This is a genomic window from Methylobacterium sp. E-046 (assembly GCF_022829625.1).
Taxonomy (GTDB): domain Bacteria; phylum Pseudomonadota; class Alphaproteobacteria; order Rhizobiales; family Beijerinckiaceae; genus Methylobacterium; species Methylobacterium longum.
Map to the genome: position 1 here is coordinate 33,421 of NZ_JAKSYP010000108.1, position 18,669 is coordinate 52,089.

Annotated in this window: 14 protein-coding genes and 1 tRNA gene; 8 read left to right on the forward strand and 7 right to left on the reverse strand. The window is 68.4% G+C overall.

What is annotated here, in order from left to right:
- The first annotated feature begins 89 nt into the window (after nucleotides 1–89).
- The 5 genes from MKK82_RS09745 to MKK82_RS09765 all read left to right on the forward strand — a co-directional run bounded on the left by MKK82_RS09745 (nucleotide 90) and on the right by MKK82_RS09765 (nucleotide 6,993).
- Entirely contained in the window at nucleotides 90–2,150 is a 2,061-nt protein-coding gene (locus MKK82_RS09745) for a carbon starvation CstA family protein (protein WP_243985472.1), read from the forward strand.
- 7 nt (nucleotides 2,151–2,157) lie between these two features.
- Nucleotides 2,158–2,376 (forward strand): YbdD/YjiX family protein, encoded by a 219-nt coding sequence (locus MKK82_RS09750; RefSeq protein WP_238285852.1) that lies wholly within the window; start codon nucleotides 2,158–2,160, stop codon nucleotides 2,374–2,376.
- Nucleotides 2,377–2,681: 305 nt separating this feature from the next.
- The gene (locus tag MKK82_RS09755; protein WP_238285853.1) at nucleotides 2,682–2,882 is read left to right on the forward strand and encodes a DUF3606 domain-containing protein; all 201 of its coding nucleotides are present in this window, start codon (nucleotides 2,682–2,684) and stop codon (nucleotides 2,880–2,882) included.
- 83 nt (nucleotides 2,883–2,965) lie between these two features.
- The gene (locus tag MKK82_RS09760; protein WP_238285854.1) at nucleotides 2,966–3,400 is read left to right on the forward strand and encodes a tellurite resistance TerB family protein; all 435 of its coding nucleotides are present in this window, start codon (nucleotides 2,966–2,968) and stop codon (nucleotides 3,398–3,400) included.
- A gap of 323 nt (nucleotides 3,401–3,723) precedes the next feature.
- Nucleotides 3,724–6,993, forward strand: a complete 3,270-nt coding sequence (locus MKK82_RS09765) for an efflux RND transporter permease subunit (protein WP_243985473.1) — start codon at nucleotides 3,724–3,726, stop codon at nucleotides 6,991–6,993.
- Between the two features lie 254 nt (nucleotides 6,994–7,247).
- Here MKK82_RS09765 and cynS read toward each other — a convergent pair whose 3' ends face one another.
- Nucleotides 7,248–7,736 (reverse strand): cyanase, encoded by a 489-nt coding sequence (gene cynS, locus MKK82_RS09770; RefSeq protein WP_238285856.1) that lies wholly within the window; start codon nucleotides 7,734–7,736, stop codon nucleotides 7,248–7,250.
- A gap of 243 nt (nucleotides 7,737–7,979) precedes the next feature.
- Here cynS and tsaE point away from each other — a divergent pair, with 243 nt between their 5' ends.
- From tsaE to MKK82_RS09785, 3 genes are all read left to right on the forward strand, one after another.
- On the forward strand, nucleotides 7,980–9,569 hold the full coding sequence (gene tsaE / locus MKK82_RS09775; protein ID WP_238285858.1) for a tRNA (adenosine(37)-N6)-threonylcarbamoyltransferase complex ATPase subunit type 1 TsaE: 1,590 nt from the start codon (nucleotides 7,980–7,982) through the stop codon (nucleotides 9,567–9,569).
- A gap of 19 nt (nucleotides 9,570–9,588) precedes the next feature.
- Entirely contained in the window at nucleotides 9,589–10,326 is a 738-nt protein-coding gene (locus MKK82_RS09780; protein WP_238285860.1) for a nucleotidyltransferase family protein, read from the forward strand.
- A gap of 139 nt (nucleotides 10,327–10,465) precedes the next feature.
- Nucleotides 10,466–10,542: transfer RNA gene (locus MKK82_RS09785), tRNA-Arg, on the forward strand.
- Nucleotides 10,543–10,665: 123 nt separating this feature from the next.
- Here the strand turns inward: MKK82_RS09785 and MKK82_RS09790 are convergent.
- From MKK82_RS09790 to MKK82_RS09820, 6 genes are all read right to left on the reverse strand, one after another.
- Entirely contained in the window at nucleotides 10,666–11,034 is a 369-nt protein-coding gene (locus tag MKK82_RS09790) for a hypothetical protein (protein WP_238285896.1), read from the reverse strand.
- Nucleotides 11,031–11,369 carry a hypothetical protein gene (locus tag MKK82_RS09795; protein WP_238285898.1) on the reverse strand — a complete coding sequence of 113 codons (339 nt, stop codon included), beginning with the start codon at nucleotides 11,367–11,369 and terminating at the stop codon, nucleotides 11,031–11,033. Before MKK82_RS09795 ends, MKK82_RS09790 begins: the two co-directional genes overlap by 4 nt.
- A gap of 895 nt (nucleotides 11,370–12,264) precedes the next feature.
- The gene (locus MKK82_RS09805; protein ID WP_238285900.1) at nucleotides 12,265–12,786 is read right to left on the reverse strand and encodes a DUF1993 family protein; all 522 of its coding nucleotides are present in this window, start codon (nucleotides 12,784–12,786) and stop codon (nucleotides 12,265–12,267) included.
- A gap of 342 nt (nucleotides 12,787–13,128) precedes the next feature.
- Entirely contained in the window at nucleotides 13,129–15,093 is a 1,965-nt protein-coding gene (locus MKK82_RS09810) for a putative bifunctional diguanylate cyclase/phosphodiesterase (RefSeq protein WP_238285901.1), read from the reverse strand.
- A gap of 257 nt (nucleotides 15,094–15,350) precedes the next feature.
- Complete coding sequence (locus MKK82_RS09815; RefSeq protein ID WP_238285902.1) at nucleotides 15,351–15,659, reverse strand: hypothetical protein; 309 nt, start codon at nucleotides 15,657–15,659, stop codon at nucleotides 15,351–15,353.
- A 267-nt stretch (nucleotides 15,660–15,926) separates the two neighbouring features.
- Nucleotides 15,927–17,942 (reverse strand): PAS domain-containing methyl-accepting chemotaxis protein, encoded by a 2,016-nt coding sequence (locus MKK82_RS09820; RefSeq protein ID WP_279602902.1) that lies wholly within the window; start codon nucleotides 17,940–17,942, stop codon nucleotides 15,927–15,929.
- Between the last annotated feature and the right edge of the window lie 727 nt (nucleotides 17,943–18,669).

Sequence of the window (18,669 nt, forward strand, 5' to 3'; positions counted from 1 at the left end):
GATAAACCGCCCGTGTAGCCCGGGACCCGCGAGTCCCAGCCGGAGCCCCCGCGGCCCCGCGCGCGAGGTGGTCGGTCAGGGAGTGGGACATGGGTTCGGCGATCGGCAGGCATGGGCCCTGGGCCCTCGTGGGGGCACTCGGCGCCGCGGCTCTGGCGATCGTGGCGAGCCAGCGGGGCGAGACCATCAACGCCCTCTGGATCGTGGTCGCGGCGGTCTGCACCTACCTGATCGCCTACCGCTACTATTCCCAGTTCATCGCCGACAAGGTGATGCGCCTCGACCCCAAACGCCTGACCCCGGCGGTCCGCCACAATGACGGGCTCGACTACGTCCCCACCAACCGCGGCGTCCTGTTCGGCCACCACTTCGCGGCGATCGCGGGCGCGGGCCCGCTGGTCGGCCCGGTGCTGGCCGCCCAGATGGGCTACCTGCCCGGCATGCTGTGGATCCTGGCCGGCGTCGTGCTGGCCGGCGCCGTGCAGGACTTCATGGTCCTGTTCGTGTCGATGCGGCGGGACGGGCGCTCGCTCGGCGAGCTGATCCGGGCCGAGCTCGGCACCGTGCCGGGCATCATCGCCCTGTTCGGCACCTTCCTGATCATGGTGATCCTGCTGGCCGTGCTGGCGCTGATCGTCGTCAAGGCGCTCGCCGAGAGCCCCTGGGGCACCTTCACGGTGATGTCGACGATCCCGATCGCCATGCTGATGGGCGTCTATTCGCGCTACATCCGCCCGGGCAAGATCGGCGAGGTCTCGATCCTCGGCTTCGTCCTGCTGATGCTGGCGATCGTCGCGGGCGGCTCGGTGGCGTCGAGCCCGGTCTGGGCCCCGGCCTTCACCTTCACGGGCCCGCAGCTCTGCTGGATGCTGATCGGCTACGGCTTCGTCGCCTCGATCCTGCCGGTCTGGCTGCTCCTCGCCCCGCGCGACTACCTGTCGACCTTCCTGAAGATCGGCACCATCGTCGGGCTGGCGCTCGGCATCGCCTTCGTGGCCCCGCACATGCAGATGCCGGCGGTCACCAAGTTCGTCGACGGCACCGGTCCGGTCTGGGCCGGCAGCCTGTTCCCGTTCCTGTTCATCACCATCGCGTGCGGCGCGGTCTCGGGCTTCCACGCCCTGATCTCGTCGGGCACCACGCCGAAGCTGATCGCCAGCGAGGCCGATGCCCGCTTCATCGGCTACGGCGGCATGCTGATGGAATCCTTCGTGGCGATCATGGCGCTGGTCTCGGCCTGCGTGATCGACCCGGGCGTCTACTTCACCATGAACTCGCCCGCCGCCTTGGTCGGCACGACGCCCGAGACGGCCGCCGCCGCGGTGTCCAAGCTCGGCTTCGCTACGACGCCCGAGGTGATCACCCAGACCGCGGCCGACGTCGGCGAGCACACGATCATCTCGCGCGCGGGCGGCGCGCCGACGCTCGCGGTCGGCATGGCCCACATCATTTCGTCGGCCGTCGGCGGCAAGGCGATGATGGCCTTCTGGTACCACTTCGCGATCCTGTTCGAGGCGCTCTTCATCCTCACCGCGGTGGACGCGGGTACCCGCGCCTGCCGGTTCATGGTGCAGGACCTCGTCGCGCTCGCCGTCCCGTCGTTCAAGAACACCACGTCGTGGGGTCCGAGCATCGCGGCGACCGCCATCTCGGTGGGGGCCTGGGGCTACTTCCTCTATCAGGGCGTGACCGACCCGCTGGGCGGCATCAACACCCTGTGGCCCCTGTTCGGCATCTCGAACCAGATGCTCGCTGCGGTGGCTCTGACCCTCTGCACGGTGGTGATCTTCAAGATGAAGCGCGAGCGCTACGCGTTCGTGACCATCATCCCGACCGCGTGGCTGTGCCTGTGCACCCTCACGGCCGGCTGGCAGAAGATCTTCTCGGCCGATCCGAAGATCGGGTTCCTGGCCCATGCCGAGCGCTACGCGACGGCCGCCGCGGAGGGCAAGATCCTGGCACCGGCCAAGAACGCCGATCAGATGAGCCAGATCATCCTCAACGACCGGATCGACGCGGTCCTGGCGGCCCTGTTCATCGGCCTCGTCGTCGCCATCGCGGGCTTCGGCATCGCGGCCTGCCTGAAGGCGTGGCGCGCCGATCGCTGGACCGCGTTGGAGACCGAGCCCCGCATGGTCGCCGCGGAGTAGGAACACCATGCAGCAGACAAACCTGCGGGATCGACTCCGGACGCTGTCGAAATGCGTCTGCGACGGCGCCCGGCTGATGGTGGGGCAGGGGGATTACGCGACCTATGCGGAGCATATCCGCCGCACCCATCCCGACCGGGCGCCCATGACGGAGGTGGAGTTCTTCCGCAACCGGGAGAATGCCCGCTTCGGCGTGGGCAACACCTCGGGCTTCCGCTGCTGCTGAGCGGTGCGGCGGGGCCGGGTGACGGGCCGCCCGGTCGGGCCTGCCGGCCTTCGGCGGCGCGAAGCGGCCGAGGGAAGCGACGGAGGGGGGTAGCTGCGGACAGCGCGCGATCGGTGCGCGCCGCGCTGCTGAGCGGCGTCGCCCCGCTCCCGGACGGCGCGCGCCTGTCCCGGGCGGGGGACCGCCTCGACCGGGCTCGATCCGCGAAGGGGCGCCGCCCGCCGCCGCCATCCGGACCGATCCGGCGCCACCGGCGTTTACCCTGCCGGAGGGCGGTTCGGCCCTCATCTGCGAGCAGGGAGCCGATGACCGACGACAACGCGCAGGACCCGGTCGAGCCGAAGGCCGTCAACACAGCGCACGCCTGGGAGCGGGCCTACTGGGCACGCCGCCTCATGGTCCCGGTGGAGCAGGTCGAGGCCGCCGTGGCGGCGGTCGGCGACGATCCGGCCCGCGTGGCGGCCCATCTCGGGCGGGACTGGCCCGGCCACGAGCCCGCGACCTGAGCCGGCATCCCCGGCCCAAGCTCGACCGCATCTTGACTCGGCGGCCACAATGTCCGCCATCTCCGACCTGACGGGAGGCCGGCATGAGCATTTTCCAGGACGCCATCCTTCGGTTCGGCCGCACGATCATGTCGTACGCGGGCGACGCCGTCTTCCTTCAGGCCGCGGTCTCCGCCGCGGCCAACGTCATCGTGGCCGACGGGGACGTGGCCGAGGAGGAGATCGAGTCGGCGATCAGCGGCATCCGCGCGAACCCGATCCTCGAGAAATCCTACGACACCCTGCGGGTCGAGCAGGAACTCTATGAGGCCATCGCCCGGGCCAAGACCCGGGCGGGGCGCCTGGAGAACCTGCGGCTCGTCGGCGCCATCGCGGAGCGGCCGATCGAGCAGCGCCAAGACGTGTTCCTGATCGGCGCGGACGTGGCTGATTTCGGCGGCATCAGCGCGGTCGAGCACAAGGCGCTCGACGAGATCGCCGGGGCTCTGCAGGTCGACAAATCCGCGCTCCTGCGGTGATCCGGCGGGCGAGGCTTCCCCGCGCCGATCTTGTCCGAGGCGCACGCTCATCCTGAGGTGCCGGAGCGCGGAGGCTCGAACGAGCCCGCCAGCCGGCCGGTTGAACCCTGGAGTCCGTCCTCGAGGCCCGCTCCGGCGGGCACCTCCCCGTGAGGGTGCGGGCGATCCATCCCGGGCGCCAAGGGGGCCCGCCCTGCGGCGACGCGGCCCGACCCTTGCCTGCTCCCTTGCCGATCCGGACGTGATAGCGAAACAGTCCGGGTATCCGGTGCGCCGGTATGCAACGCGGAGTTGCCGGCCCGCCGCCGGCCGGCGGAGACCGCATGGGCCTCGTCCTCTACGCCCTCAAGTTCCGGATCACGACCTACGTGCTCGCCGTGCTGATGATGCTCGGCGGCGTCGGCGCGATCGTCGTGATGCCCAAGGACGTGCTGCCGGTCGTCGACATCCCGGTCGTCGTGGTGGTCTGGACCTATACCGGCCTGTCCGCGCCGGAGATGGAACAGCGCATCACAACCTACGCCGAATACGGGATCTCCAACAACGTCAACAATATCCGCCGCATGGAGTCGACGACGCTCCAGGGAACGGCGGTGCAGCGGGTCTACTTCGACCCGTCGGTCAGCCTGGATCTGGCCATCGCCCAGGTCGTCTCCTCGACCAACTCGATCCGCGCCGTGATGCCCACCGGCACGCAGCCGCCGGTGATCGTGCGCTACTCCGCCTCCTCGGTGCCGGTGATCCAGCTTGCCCTGACCTCGGCCAAGCAGAGCCTCAACGAGGTCTACGACTACGCCCAGTATCGGATCCGCCAGACCCTCGCACAGGTGCCGGGCTCGACCCTGCCGTCGCCCTTCGGCGGCGCACCCCGGCAGATCATGGTCGATCTCGACCTCAACGCCCTGCAGGCGCTCGGCCTGACGCCGCTGGACGTCACCAACGCCATGACGGCCCAGAACCTGACGGTGCCGTCCGGCCTGACCAAGATCGGCGAGCAGCAATACCCCGTCCAGCTCAACGCCACGCCGCCCTCGATCGAGACCCTGAATCTCGCGCCGATCAAGGTCGTGGCCGGGCAATCGGTCCTGATGCGCGACGTCGCCTACGTCCGCGACGGCGGTCCGCCGCAGGTCAACGTCGTCAGCGCCGACGGCCAGCAGGCCGTGCTGATGCAGATCATCAAGAACGGCAACGCCTCGACGCTCAACGTCGTCAACAACGTCAAGGCGGCGATGCCGACGATCCGCGCGGCCGCACCCGAAGGCCTGTCGATCAAGCCGCTGTTCGATCAGTCGGTCTTCGTGTCGAACGCCATCGAGGGCGTGCTGCACGAGGCCCTCACCGCGGCGGCGCTGACGGGACTGGCGATCCTGCTGTTCCTCGGCTCCTGGCGCTCGACGATCATCGTGCTGATCTCGATCCCGCTCTGCGTGATGACCTCGCTCGCCGTGCTGGCGGCGCTGGGCGAGACCATCAACGTCATGACGCTCGGCGGCCTCGCCCTGGCGGTGGGCATCCTGGTGGACGACGCCACGGTGGCGATCGAGAACACCTACCGGCTGTTCGAGGAGGGCGAGGAATTCCGCGAGAGCGTGGTTCACGGCGCCGCCGGGATCGCCAAGCCGGCGCTGATCTCGACGCTGGCGATCTGCGCGGCCTTCACGGCGGTGTTCGCGCTCACCGACACGCCGAAATACCTGTTCACCCCGCAGGCGCTCGCGGTCGTGTTCGCGATGCTGACCTCCTACCTGCTGTCGCGGACCCTGGTGCCGCTGCTGATCGACGTGATCGTCGCGCCGGAATACCGGCAGAAGCACGCCAAGGACCGGGCGCAGCATGAGGCACCCCGGCGGGGCCGGATCGCCCGGGCGCTCGGTCTCGTCGGCGCCCCCCTGATGCGGCTCGCCGGCCGGATCCACGCCGGCTTCGAGCGGGGCTTCGCGCGGTTCCACCGGGGCTATGTCGGCCTGCTGCACGCGGTGCTGCGCCATCGGATCGTCACCCTCGGGATCGTCGTCGGCGTGCTGGCCATGACCGGCGTGCAGTTCGCCTTCGTCGGCCAGGACTACTTCCCGCAGATCGAGGCGAGCCAGATGACCCTGCATCTGCGCACGCGCACGGGCATGCGCATCGAGACCGCCCGGCAGGTCTTCGCCGAGGTCGAGGACACCGTCCGTGAGGTCATCCCCCCGGGCGAGGTCGATCAGGTCCTCCAGAATATCGGCCTGCCGTCGAACAACTACAATTTCGCGTTCTCGGACGGCTCGTTCGTGTCCTACAACGACGGGCAGATGCTCATCAGCCTCAAGGAGGGGCACGGCCCTGTGGCGGGCTACATGAAGCGCCTGCGCGCGGTGCTGCTGAAGCGCTTCCCCGACGTGATCGCCTATTTCCAGCCCGCCGACATGATCACCCAGATCCTGAACTTCGGTGTCCTCACACCGATCGACGTGCAGGTCTCCGGCCGGAACAAGGAGAAGGACCTGGAGGTCGCCCAGCGCATCGTCCAGCGGCTGAAGCACACCAAGGGGCTCGTCGACGTCCACCTGCAGCAGATCGTCAACGAGCCGCAATTCTACGTCGACGTCGACCGGCGCCTCGCCTCCGAACTCGGGCTCACCGAGCAGCAGGTGGCGCAGAACATGAACATCTCGCTGTCCGGCAGCTATCAGGTGACGCCGAACTTCTGGCCGGACCCGAAGACCGGCATCCCCTACCAGCTCTGGGTGCAGACGCCCGAATACCGCAACAGCTCGCTCACCGACCTGCGCAACACGCCGATGTTCGTGCGCGCGGCCGCGACCTCCGGCTCCGGTCCGGGCGTGCTGACGCTGCTCTCCAGCCTCGCCGACATCCGCCGGGTGCCGACGCAGACCATGATCAGCCACGTCAACATCCAGCCGACCTTCGACATCTTCGCCTCGGTCCAGGACCGGGATCTCGGCTCGGTGGCGCGCGACATCGACGCGATCGCGCAGGAGGAGCAGAAGAACCTGCAGGCGCCCGACAAGATCGCGGTGCGCGGGCAGATCGAGAACATGCGCTCGGCCTTCCTCCGCCTGGAGATCGGCCTCGGCATCGCGCTGATCGCCGTCTACCTGCTGATGGCGGTGAACTACCAGAGCTGGGGCGACCCCTTCGTGGTGATCGCGGCCCTGCCGATGGCGTTCTGCGGCATCACCTTCGCGCTGTTCATCACCGGCACGACCTTCTCGATCCCGTCGATCTTCGGGGCGATCATGTCGGTGGGCATCGCGTCGGCGAACTCGATCCTGCTCGTCACCTTCGCCAAGGAGCACCGGGAGGCGACGGGCTGCAACGCCCTGGAGGCGGCGATCACCGCGGGCGAGACCCGCCTGCGGCCGGTGCTGATGACCGCCTCGGCGATGTTCCTGGGGCTGATCCCGATGGCGCTCGGCACCGGCGAGGGCGGCGAGCAGAACGCGGCGCTCGCCCGCGCCGTGATGGGCGGCATCGCCTTCGCGACGCCCGCGACGCTGCTGCTGGTGCCGTTCCTCTACGTGCTGATGCGGGGCGGGCCGGCGCGGCCGGTGCAGGATTACCTGGAGCCGGAGGGGCAGCCGGCGGCCTGAAACGGGAGCCGGTCCCGGCGGGTGGAGTGCGGCTCGGCGAGGCTGCTTCTCCGGCCGTTTCTCCGGGAGGGGGCGACGGGCGGCCCGGGCCACCCGCGCCCTCATCCTGACGTGTCAGGGCGGAGCGTAGCCCGCGCGGGAGCTCTCCAGGGATCGCGCGCCGTCCGGAGGGCGCCTTCGAGGCCGGGCGATCGGGGATCGCCCGGCAACCCGGGACGAGGGCGCGTTCCGGATTATCCGGACCTCCTCGACGGTCACCCCTCCTTGAACCCGTATTCCGGCGTATCGTCGTCGTTACCGTAGTACTTGTACGGCAGGAACTTGCCCGACATGGTGAGCCGCACCCGGTCGCCCTTGTTGTTGGCCTCCCGGGCCATGTCCATGTTGAAGTCGATCGCCGACATGATGCCGTCGCCGAACTCCTCCTGGATCAGCTCCTTGAAGGTCGTGCCGTAGACCATCACGAGCTCGTAGAACCGGTAGATCAGCGGGTCGGTGGGCGGCATCGACGGGATCGAGCCGCGATAGGGCGCCTCGTTGAGCATCCGCTCCTCGGCCTCGGTGAGGCCGAACAGCTCGGCGGCCCGCTTGGCCTGCGCCTTCGGCAGCTTCATCTGGCCCATGCAGGCCGCCGTGATCAGGAACGGCGACAGGCCACCGATCGCCTCGTGGATGTGCTTCCAGCTCCACCCCTTCTCGCGCTTGATGTCGAGCAGCTTCTCGGTGAGGTCCTCGCGTTTCATCGTTTGCTCCCTGTTCGATGGATCGGCTCGTTCCGACCCGGTTTCAGCCCGGATCGGCGATGTGCCCGGGCCGGGCGGGCAAGCCGTATGCCAAGCGCGAGGCCGGAACGGCCGACGTCGGCGGTCGACCGGGAGCGTGCTTTCGATGCACCGGGCGGTCGGGAAGCGCACAACCGCGATCGGAAACGCTTGCATCCGTGGCGTGTTTCCGGACCATGCGCCCTCTGGTCTCGGAGGCGGGCTTTGGGCGGAGACGATCGGGACGGGCAGACGGCCGATGGGACGGCGGGCGCATCCGCGCCGCCGGCCCCGTGGGAATTTGTGCTGCCGGAGGAGACCGCCACCGAGGATCTCGGGCTGTTCCTCTCCGAACTCCTGCTCCCGGGGGACGTGGTGGCGCTGTCCGGCGGCTTGGGCGGCGGCAAGACGACGCTCGCCCGCGCGGTGATCCGGGAACTCGCCGGCGACCCGCGTCTGGAAGTTCCCAGCCCGACCTTCACGCTGGTTCAGCCCTACACGGCCCGCGATGGCCGCGGGATCATCCACGCCGATCTCTACCGTCTGCGCGACTCCGACGAGCTGGTGGAGCTCGGCTTCGACGAGATGGCCGAGGACGCCATCACCCTCGTCGAGTGGCCTGATCGGATGCCGCCCCGCGCCGGCCCGGTGCTCACCGTCGACCTGTCCCTGCGGGCCGAGTTCGGCCCCGAGGCGCGGTTCGCCCGGATCGACGGCTCCGGAGGCATGCGCGCCCGCCTCGACCGGGCCCGGGCGGTGCGCCGGCTCCTCGACCGCAGCGGCTGGGATCTCGCCGAGCGCGTGCTGATGCAGGGCGACGCCTCCTCGCGCGCCTACGAGCGCCTGACCAAGCCCGACGGCACCAGCGCGGTGCTGATGATCGCACCGCCCCGGCCGGACGGACCGCCGGTGCGCGACGGCAAGCCCTACAGCGCGATCGTCCATCTGGCCGAGAGCGTCCACGCCTTCGTGGCCCTCGACCGCGGCCTGCGGGCGCTGGGCTTCTCGGCGCCGAAGATCTACGGCGAGGACCTCGCCGAGGGCCTGCTGATCCTGGAGGATCTCGGCAGCGAGCCGGTGATCGAGGCCGGCGCCCCGCGCCCCGAGCGCTACGCCGAGGCCGTGCGCCTGCTCGCCAAGCTCCACGCCACCCCGCTGCCGGCGGTTCTACCGGTGGCGGACGGGATCGAGCACGTGCTGCCGGCCTACGACACGGAGGCGCTGCTGTTCGAGACGGAGCTGATGCCGGACTGGTACGCCCCGGCGATCCGGAACGTCACCCTGTCCGACGCGGCGCGCGCAGACTTCGTCGACCTGTGGCGCGAGGCCCTGGCGGGGGCGGTTCCGGACCGGCCCACCTGGACCCTGCGCGACTATCATTCTCCGAACCTGATTTGGCTGCCCGATCGGGATGGGCTGGAGCGGGTCGGGCTGATCGACTTCCAGGACGCCGTGATGGGCCATCCGGCCTACGACGTGGCCTCGCTGCTGCAGGATGCGCGGGTCGACGCCAGCGCGGAGTTCGAGCTGCGGCTGCTCGGCCTCTACGCCCGCGAGCGCCGGGGGAAGGACCCGGCCTTCGATGTCAGCGCCTTCGCCACCGCCTACGCGCTGCTCGCCGCGCAGCGGGCCACCAAGATCCTCGGCATCTTCGCCCGGCTTGACCGGCGCGACGGCAAGCCCGGCTACCTCGCCCACCTGCCGCGGATCGAGGGCTACCTCGCCCGCAACCTCGCCCATCCGGCGCTGGCCGGGCTGCGGGCTTGGCATGCGGAACACCTTCCGGGCCTCGTCCCCCCCGCTCCCGAACCCTGACCACCGGATCCTTCACCGCATGAGCGAGCCCCGCCCCGCCGTCAGCCGCGCCTTCGTCCTGGCCGCCGGCCTGGGCAAGCGCATGCGACCGGTGACCGCCACGGTGCCGAAGCCCCTGGTGGCGGTGGCCGGCAAGGCCCTCCTCGACCACGCCCTGGACCGGGTCGCCGAGGCCGGAATCGACCGCGCGGTGGTCAACGTCCACTACCTCGCCGACCAGATCGAGGCTCACCTCGGCCGCCGGGCCGGGGGGCCGGTCATCCAGGTCTCCGACGAGCGCGCTGCGCTGCTGGAGACGGGCGGAGGCATCCGCAAGGCGCTGCCGCTGCTCGGCGATCAACCCTTCGTGGTGCTGAACTCGGATTCGTTCTGGCTCGAGGGATCGGTCTCCAATCTGCGCAGGCTGGTGGAAACTTGGGACGGGCGCTGCATGGACGGGCTGCTCCTGGTGGCACCCACCGCGTCCAGCCTCGGCTACGAGGGCGCCGGCGATTTCGTGATGGACCCGGATGGCCGCCTGGAGCGCCGTGGGACGCGCGCGGCGGCTCCCTACATCTACGCCGGCGTGGCGATCCTGACCCCGGGCCTCTTCGCCGATGTGCCGGAGGGGGCGTTCTCGCTCAACCTGCTGTTCGACCGGGCGATCGCGGCCGGGCGGCTGTTCGGTATGGCGCTCGACGGCCAGTGGCTCCATGTCGGCACGCCGGAGGCGATCCGGGCCGCGGAGGAGCGCGTGACGGCGAGCCGGATTTCCTGACCCGCCCCTGGTCGCGGCGGGCGTCTCGCACGGGACCGACGTCTCGCCCGATTCCGTGTCGTGAGGTGTCTTGCCAAGCCCGATCCGAGCCTCTAGAAGCCCCTGACACCGGCGAGCCAAGAGCTCGCCGCCGTGTCAGGCGCCCGTAGCTCAGCTGGATAGAGCACCAGACTACGAATCTGGGGGTCAGAGGTTCGAATCCTTTCGGGCGCGCCATTAGCTTCACGCACTCAGCAGATACTGTCCTGATCCGCGCTTTTCAGAAGGCGCGATTGGGAAGCGGCTGGGAAACGCACTCACCCATAGCGGTTTAGACGGCGACGCCCGTGCGGGGCGTGGTCAGGACGGCTCGGTCACGTCCTTGATGCCGACCTGCGTGAGGAGCGTCGGCAGCGCGTTCTGCGGGCCGACATAGGCGTTGACGGGCTTGTACCACGCGGAACGCGAGTGCGAATTCCCGCCCTCGCCGCCGCCGCTGAGGATCACCGCCGGGACGCCGGGCGACATCGCCACGTTCGAGTCCGTATGTTCCCCGGTCACGTTGACCGTGGCATCCGTCAGGACCGAGGCGATCGACCGGCGCGCCGTCCGGACGACCGGGGACGCCAGGGGCGTGAGGCCCGCCCGCCGGTCGCCGATCAGCTTGACCGCCACCGTGACGGCCGTCGAGTTCCAGCGCCGGTTCTCCTCCTCGGCCGCCTGCCTCACGAGCCCGAGGACCTGCTCCGCTTCCCTGAGCAGCGCGCGCTCGTCCTTGGAGCGCATGTCGAGGCAGACCCCAGCGCGTGGACCGCGCTGGGCAAACCGAATTGCGTGAAGCTGTGGCCGCCCGGCGCCCTCAAGGTGATCTCGCAACGGTGGCTGCCGGTGCCGCGGTTGAGCAGGCGGCTGATGTCGATCCCGTCGACCGGAACAAAGCCATCGATGTCCGTCTGGTCACGAAACAGCGCGTGCGCACCGCGCAGGTTGCCGAACTCCTCCTCGCCGACGAAGATCACATCGTCGACCGTCGCGAGCGAGTTCTGGTTGAGAGCGTCGCTCACGGAGAGCAGGACCGCCAGCCCGCGCGTCGTCGCCGATTCCCGGGCCATCGAAGGAGGCGCAGAACGGGAGTGGGCTCTGGCAGAACACCGACGACCGCGTGCGTGCGCACTCGTGCCTGGGCGATCGGCCGCCCGCGCCCGGCACCTTCCCGGATCGAGCCTTCCGGCCCCCATGACTGCCGCCACGCCGTAGCCTCACGTCCGGCTCGGTCCACAATACCGGTCCGGTCAGCTGCCGCGTCAGGTCGGCGACCCGCCCATCGCGGCTCGTGTCAGCTGCGGGCTCTGAGCGCTGAGCGGGTCTGATGACGTGAAGGGCCTATATATTTTCTCGCGCGGCCTGTTCGGAGCAAGCCTTTGCGACCTCCGAGATCGGCAGATTCGAGTGGCCGGACGTCTTCGAGGTGTCGTCAAGGCAAGAGCGCACACGATCGCGCGAAGCATTTCCGCCGCTCGACGTATCCAGCTTGCGCAGAAGATTGTCCTTGTCCGCGGACGATGCTCCCGCCCAAGCTTGCATCGTATCGCCTCCGTCCAACGCTGAAGCGGGCGCTGCCATGACGACGAGGACGAACACACTGGCGGGAAGAAAGCGCATTGTTACAGCCTCGCATGGCGAAAGGTCGGCAGCTGCTCTCGGGGTTCGTTCAGGCGGCGGCCGCGGTCGCAGCTCGGCCCGCACGGATTTCCGGCTTGCGAGCAAATGAAGGTGCGACTGAAATAGGTCCTGAAGCGCCGTCGCGGATTGCCGACTACTTGGGGCAAAAACGCACAGCTTCGACGAACGGGCGCGTGTTCGCCGGCGTGAGGCGCCTGGGATTGTCCATCCGCGCATCGGCCTGCCCCGGACATCGCCGCGGCAGGGTGGGATCCTTGGGGCGAGGGGCGGCCGGGCCTACTGCGCGGCTTGGATGTTCGGCGGTCCCAGGTGCTGAAGGAAGTCGGGCTTGCCGAGGCTCACGCCGGCACTGCGCAGGATCGCGTAGGCGGTGGTGGCGTGGAAGAAGAAGTTCGGCAGGGCGAAGCCGGTGAGATAGCGCTGCCCCGTGAAGCGATAGCCCATACCGTTCGGGAACTTCAGCTCCACCTCGCGCTCCGCACCCGAGGCCAGCGCGGCGGGATCGACGCCTTCGACGAAGGCGATCGTCTTAGTGCAGCGCTCCTTGAGTTCGGCGAAGCTGGCCTCGACATCCGGCATTGCAGGCGCCGCGATCCCGGCGAGCCGCGCCACGGCGTTCTTCGCGCTGTCCGATGCCATCTGATATTGAGCCGGCAGGGGGCGCATGTCCGGAGCGAGACGACCGAGGAGCAACTCGGCCTCGGGCTTTTCCAGCGCCGCCTTGTCGAGCCAGGCGCTCATGCTACGAAGCGCATTGACGAAGACGGGGACGCTGACGTCGCGGATGCTGATGCTCATGCCCACTGCCTAGGGCACCTCTCCCCCTTGAGGCAATGCGGATGCACGTCGGGACGGAAACGCCTCGGCACCCCCTGTCCCGCTCGCGAACCTGTCATGCGGCCTGAGCCGATGTCCGCTTCCAAGATGTCGGGAACGGCCCGCGAACTGCCGAGACGGGCGGGCAGCCATCCTGCGCCGCGATCCGAGCGGACGTCCGGTTGCCCAATCTTGTTTCCCCGAAGCAGTCCGGCGGCAAACCACCCAACCCGGATGCGCGGAAGAGCGAGGCAGCGTGTCTCGCGGTGGCCTGGAGCGGCCCGTTCGCTTCAGAAAAGCGCGCTTGAAAAAGCGGACTGACTTCTACCGCGCCATGGCATGTACGGGAAGCCGCTGAGTGCTCGCGCTTGGCGAATGAAGGGTTCGGAGAAGGTCTGCGACCGGCATCGGTTTGCCGATCAGGTAGCCTTGGATGTAGCGGCAGCCATGGCGGTGAGCGGCCTCGAGCTGGTCAAAGGTCTCAACCCCCTCAGCGATGCCGTCGAGCCCGAGATTCTGACAGAGATCCAGGATCGTAGACACGAGACTGCAGCCTCGGTCCGTGTCGATGTCGGCCATGAAACTACGGTCGATCTTGATCTTGTCGAGCGGCAGGCGATGCACATAGCCGAGGCTGGAATAGCCCGTCCCGAAGTCGTCCAGCGCAATCTTGATGCCGAGAGCCCGCAACGCGTTGATGGCCGCCTTCGCCTGATCGAAGTCCCGCATCAGAGCGGTCTCGGTGAGTTCCATGGTCAGGCGACGAGGGTTCAAGCCGCTCTCGGTGACGGCGGCGAGGATCGCGACCATGGTCTCAGGCGAGGCGAGATCATGGGCGGACAGGTTGAAAGACAGGCCGATGTCGGGGGGCAGTCGTGCGCAATCGGCCAGCGCCTTGCGCAAAAGCAGCAGGGTCATGGCATGGATCATACCGCAGCGCTCCGCCGCGGCGATGAACCGGTCTGGCGGGATGCGGCCCAGCGTCGGGCTGGTCCAGCGCGCCAGACCTTCCACGAGGGCGATCTCGCCCGTCTCCGTGTCGAGGATCGGCTGGTAATGCATCTCCGTCTCGGCGGCGAGGTCGGCCGTACGCAGGGCGGCCTCGACGGCTCGCTCGGCGCGGATCGCGTCCTCATGCTCTTGGGAGAACAAAGTCGTCATACCGCGCCGATGCTCTTTCGAGTGGTACAGCGCGTAGTCGGCGCGGTCGAACAACTCGTCCGCCTCGCGTCCTGCTCTCGGGAATTTTGCCAGGCCGCCCGAGCAACCCGTGATGACGCGAATGTCCCCGAGGAGGATCGGCTTCTGCAGCGCCGCGCATATGCCGTCACAGAAGGCGATGATCTCTTCGGGCGACCCGGGCGAGAGGACGAGGACGCCGAATTCATCGCCGCCGAGGCGGGTCACAATCACGCCGACGCGCGCGAACGCGGCCAAGCGCCGGCCGGTTTCCGCCAGGACGCGATCACCCACGTTATGGCCATAGGTATCGTTGATCGGCTTGAAGCGGTCGAGGTCGAAGATCGCCAGCGCGAAACGCGTGTCGCTCGAAGTCGAGTCTCGGATGGCTTCGTCGAGGCGCAGGAAGAAGTAGCGCCGATTAGGCAGTCCCGTGAGGCTGTCGGTATGGGCAAGGCGCGCGTTTTCCTCCGAGAGCCGGCTGGCCTCGGCCTGGGAGGCGACGAGCTGGACGAAGGCGCGGTAGTTGTTGCTGAGAACACGCATCATCACGGCTGTCACGAAGGTGGTGTTCACGGCGATCGCCAGGAAGACTGGGTTCCCGCTTGCGATGCAGCAGAACAAGAACACGCTCATGACGATGCCCGTCACGAGGAAGGCCGCGATCGGCAGGTGCGTCAGGCAGAAAATGCAAGCGATGACCGTTATGGCTACGAAGATCGCGACGTGACCCTGTTCATAGGGGCCGCCATAGACATTCAGGGCCATCGCCCAGCTTACGAAGGCGACGGAGAAGATGGCCGTCAAGACACTGGTCCGTCGGAGCTGGCGGGTGGCTTGCGCCGCGCTGAGTGTCTCAGGGCGCAGGCGCCACCACTGTAACCCCCGCGTCAGGCAGACTACGATCAGAGCGCCGGGTAATCCGAGCGTCAGGGCCGGAGGTGCGAAGGGGTAATGCGTTGCCGCGAGCGCGCAGGCGTTTGCGGACAGCAGCCCATAGAGCGTCGGGATCTGCTTCTGGAGTTCCACCAATTGACGGGTCGGGGGCATGTTGGTGGCGGATCTAAGCATCCCAGTCAGCGTCAGGCGGAAGTAGTTCGAGGGTTTCATCAGGGCTGCATCCGAACCAGGGCTGCAACCCTAACGTGAGTTGATTAAGAGCGGCTTGCCTCGGGACCTGGGGTGTCCGAGTTCCGCCTTCAGAGACGATATTCGGTCCTACATCGTGAATCCCGCTGCTGATCGCGTGACTCGTCAGCAAGACTGCCCGGCATCTGCGATGCGAAAGGCTGATGCGCGCCGGAATTCAGTTTCGGTCGTGCACTGGACGCCACGCTGATCATGAACGCGCCCGCTATCGCGCTTCGTCAGCAGGAAAAATTCGATAGGGAACTGTCAGTCCGAGTGGACCCGAAACCGGCCTCCGGAAGGAAGGCGCGCTCGATCGCGCTGCCCGTGATCTCGACCTCTGAGAGCGCAGTCAGGCCTGCATCGGTGATGGTCCATTCCACGACCAGGTAGCCGCGCAGATGGTGCGGCCATGCATCTCCCGTCCGCGCGATGAGACCGAGTCGCTCCAGAAGCAGGTTCCTCGCGTCGTCGGCCGCCATCGCGCGATTGCGAGTGGCGATCAGGCCGAGGCGTTGGCCCTGCGTCTTCTTCAGAAGCTCGCTCACAGGCTGGCCTGTGGGCCTGCGGCGGCCGGCCCGATCGGGACATCCCGAACCGGGCCGCGCGCCGCGGGACTGTCGATGCGCCGTGTTGTTCGAGGCCTCTCGCCGGGCCAGCGTGTTGGCCTGAGGGATCGAGCGCGGTCCTTCGCCGGCCATGATCATCGGCTTCGCACGGGCAGGTCTCCCGGGTGACGGGCGGCGTCCGCCGGTCCGAACCTCGGGGGTCTCCGCGGAGCGGTCGTTGGGCTGAGGAGGTCTGTCATGGGGGCCCTACGCGGCGCGGATCCTGGAGAGGAACTTGGTGACCTCACCGCCCAGGTGCTCAGACTGCCGGGACAGGTCCGATGCGGCCGTGAGGACTTGGGCGGCGGCCGCCCCGGTTTCCTCCGAGGCACTGGCGACTCCGGCGACGTTGCTCGTCACCTCACCGGTTCCGGTCGCCGCCTCCGTCACGTTGCGCACGATCTCCTGCGTCGCCGCGCCCTGTTCCAGCACGGCCGCGGCGATGGACGAGGCGACGCCATTGATCTCCTGAATGCGGTGGCGGATGCTGTCGATGGCGCCCACGGCGCCCGCCGTCGCCCCCTGGATCCGGCTGATCTGACGGGTGATGTCCTCCGTCGCCCGTGCCGTCTGGCTCGCCAGCTCCTTCACCTCGGCGGCGACAACCGCAAAGCCCCGTCCCGCCTCACCTGCGCGCGCCGCTTCGATGGTGGCGTTCAGTGCCAGCAGGTTGGTTTGGCTGGCGATAGCCGAGATCATGGCGACGACATCGCCGATCTTGCGCACCGCCTCGCTGAGTTCCTGCACGAGCGCCGCCGTCTGCGCGGCCTCGGTCACCGCCTGACCCGCGAGTTCCTCGGAACCGGCCACCTGCCGCCCGATCTCGTTGACCGACGCGCCCAGTTCCTCCGCGGCCGCCGCCACCGTGGCAACGTTGGCGGCGGCTTGGTTGGAGGCCGCCGCCACCGCGGTCGACTGCCGCGCGGTCTCGCTGGCGATGCCCGACATGCTGGCGGCGGTAGCCTGCAGTTCGGTCGCGGCGGACGCAACGGATCCCAGCACGGCGCCGACCGTCTGCTCGAAGGCGTCGGCCAGCCCGGCCAACTCTGCCTTGTGTCGCGTCTCGGCCTCGGCCCGCTCCTGAGCCGCCGCCGCCTCCAGGAGCCTGACCCGCTCGCGCTGCTCGACCTGCGCGGTGACGTCGATGGCGAACTTCGTCACCTGCACCGGACGCCCGTCTGCGTCGAAAACGGGGTTGTAGCTGGCCTCGATCCAGACCTCGCGGCCGCCTTTGCCCAGGCGACGGAACTGGCCGGCCTGGTACTCGCCGCGCCGGAGCGCCTCCCAGAACCGGGCATATTCGGGACCGGCGCGGTAGTCCGGATCGACGAACATCCCGTGGTGCTGACCGACGACCTCGGCGGCCGCATAGCCGATTGCCGCGAGGAAGTTGGCGTTCGCCTCGAGCACACGGCCGTCAAGGTCGAAGCTGATCACCGCCTGCGACTTGCGGATCGCCTCGACCTGACCGCGCAGCGCCAGAACCTCCACGGTCTGCGCGGTGATGTCGAGGGCGTACTTGACCACCCTCGTAACCTGTCCGGTCTCGTCGCGGATCGGGTTGTAGGAGCCCTTGATCCAGACCGTCCTCCCTCCCTTGGCGACGCGCTTGAAGGCGGCGCTCTCGGGGCGCCCGGCGCGGAGGCCATCCCAGAAGGCGGCGTAGTCGCGGCTGTCCCGGTGGGCGGGCTCGACGAAGATGGCGTGGTGGCGGCCGCGGATCTCGTCGAACTCGTAGCCCATGAGCGCGAGGAAGGCGGGGTTGGCCGACAGGACGGTGCCGTCCAGCGCAAACTCGATGACGGCTTGCGAGGCTTCCACGGCGGCGAGGCGGCGCGTCGCATCCTCGCCGCGCAGGCGCTGGGCGGCGTCGCGCCATTCCAGAATGTACCCCGACGGCCTGCGCCCCTTGGACGCCGCGATCACGGCGACGTCGAAGCGGTGCGTGCCGAGGGTCGTCGTGAGCTCGTGCCGCGGCCCCGATCCCGCAACGCGGATCTGGCTCGCCAGGTCGCGGCAGAGGCTGTCGATGGGCCGCCCGACGAGGTTCTCCTGCCGGATGTTCGAGGAGGTGTCCCCGCAGCGGCCGAGCAGAGCAGTCATTGCGGGGTTCACGGCAGTGATGATCCCGTCATCGTCGAGGTTCATCACGGGTGTGCCGATCGCGCCGAGCGTGGCATCCGCGCGGTCCGCTCCGCCGCGACCCAGGGTTAATCGAAGCATGATCGAATCCTCTGTATCGATGATCGCCCGGAGCCCGAGGACATTTCGTCCGGACCCGAAGTTGGCACATTGTCGAGCATCGCGATTGAAAAGAACCAAATTTAATGTTCGAAAGTACAGGGAAAACCTGTCATTTCGACATGAGTATTAGTTAAGGATGTATTTCGGAGATTTTCCGAGGGCCGAAAAGAAAGAAATCTCCTCATTCCACCCATGCTGGGGGACTTGGCTGGTTGCTCACCTGTCTGGCCGCTGCGTGGCCCCGGCAGAGATCGCCCGTCATCCCGCTTCGGTTCGGCGCGCGGGCGAGCCTTGCGGGTCGGCAGACCAGAGGCGCCAGGGGCGGACCCGTGGAGAAGAGCCGGGTCATCGGAGAGCAACTCGCCGTTTCACGGCCGCTGCCTGAGACCGGCTCGGCGGATGTGGAAGGGCTGAACCGGAAGGCCCGGGTCGACACAACTCGCGGTGGAAGATAACGCGCGGCGACTTCGGCCGGACCGCATTGCCGCCGTTGGCGCGCCTCCGCCAGGGAGGGCGAAACCGCGCGCGGCTGATCCGCCCCCCGATCGGTACGGCTTGAGAGGGTATTGGCCGGGACATGTCCGCGCCTGCTGGGCGCTTTCGGGCAGGTCGATGAATCCCGTTCGGATCGTTCTCGGGCTGACCTGGGCGCGTGCACGAACGCGACGTGGTGCCTGTCACGTCCTGTCTCTGAAGGCGTGATCGC

Bases quoted from the DNA above. Each gene is read 5' to 3' on its own strand.
- MKK82_RS09745 (WP_243985472.1), top strand. From the start codon at position 90: ATGGGTTCGGCGATCGGCAGGCATGGGCCCTGGGCCCTCGTGGGGGCA.
- MKK82_RS09750 (WP_238285852.1), top strand. From the start codon at position 2,158: ATGCAGCAGACAAACCTGCGGGATCGACTCCGGACGCTGTCGAAATGC.
- MKK82_RS09755 (WP_238285853.1), top strand. From the start codon at position 2,682: ATGACCGACGACAACGCGCAGGACCCGGTCGAGCCGAAGGCCGTCAAC.
- MKK82_RS09760 (WP_238285854.1), top strand. From the start codon at position 2,966: ATGAGCATTTTCCAGGACGCCATCCTTCGGTTCGGCCGCACGATCATG.
- MKK82_RS09765 (WP_243985473.1), top strand. From the start codon at position 3,724: ATGGGCCTCGTCCTCTACGCCCTCAAGTTCCGGATCACGACCTACGTG.
- cynS (WP_238285856.1), bottom strand. From the start codon at position 7,736: ATGAAACGCGAGGACCTCACCGAGAAGCTGCTCGACATCAAGCGCGAG.
- MKK82_RS09780 (WP_238285860.1), top strand. From the start codon at position 9,589: ATGAGCGAGCCCCGCCCCGCCGTCAGCCGCGCCTTCGTCCTGGCCGCC.
- MKK82_RS09805 (WP_238285900.1), bottom strand. From the start codon at position 12,786: ATGAGCATCAGCATCCGCGACGTCAGCGTCCCCGTCTTCGTCAATGCG.
- MKK82_RS09810 (WP_238285901.1), bottom strand. From the start codon at position 15,093: ATGAAACCCTCGAACTACTTCCGCCTGACGCTGACTGGGATGCTTAGA.
- MKK82_RS09820 (WP_279602902.1), bottom strand. From the start codon at position 17,942: ATGCTTCGATTAACCCTGGGTCGCGGCGGAGCGGACCGCGCGGATGCC.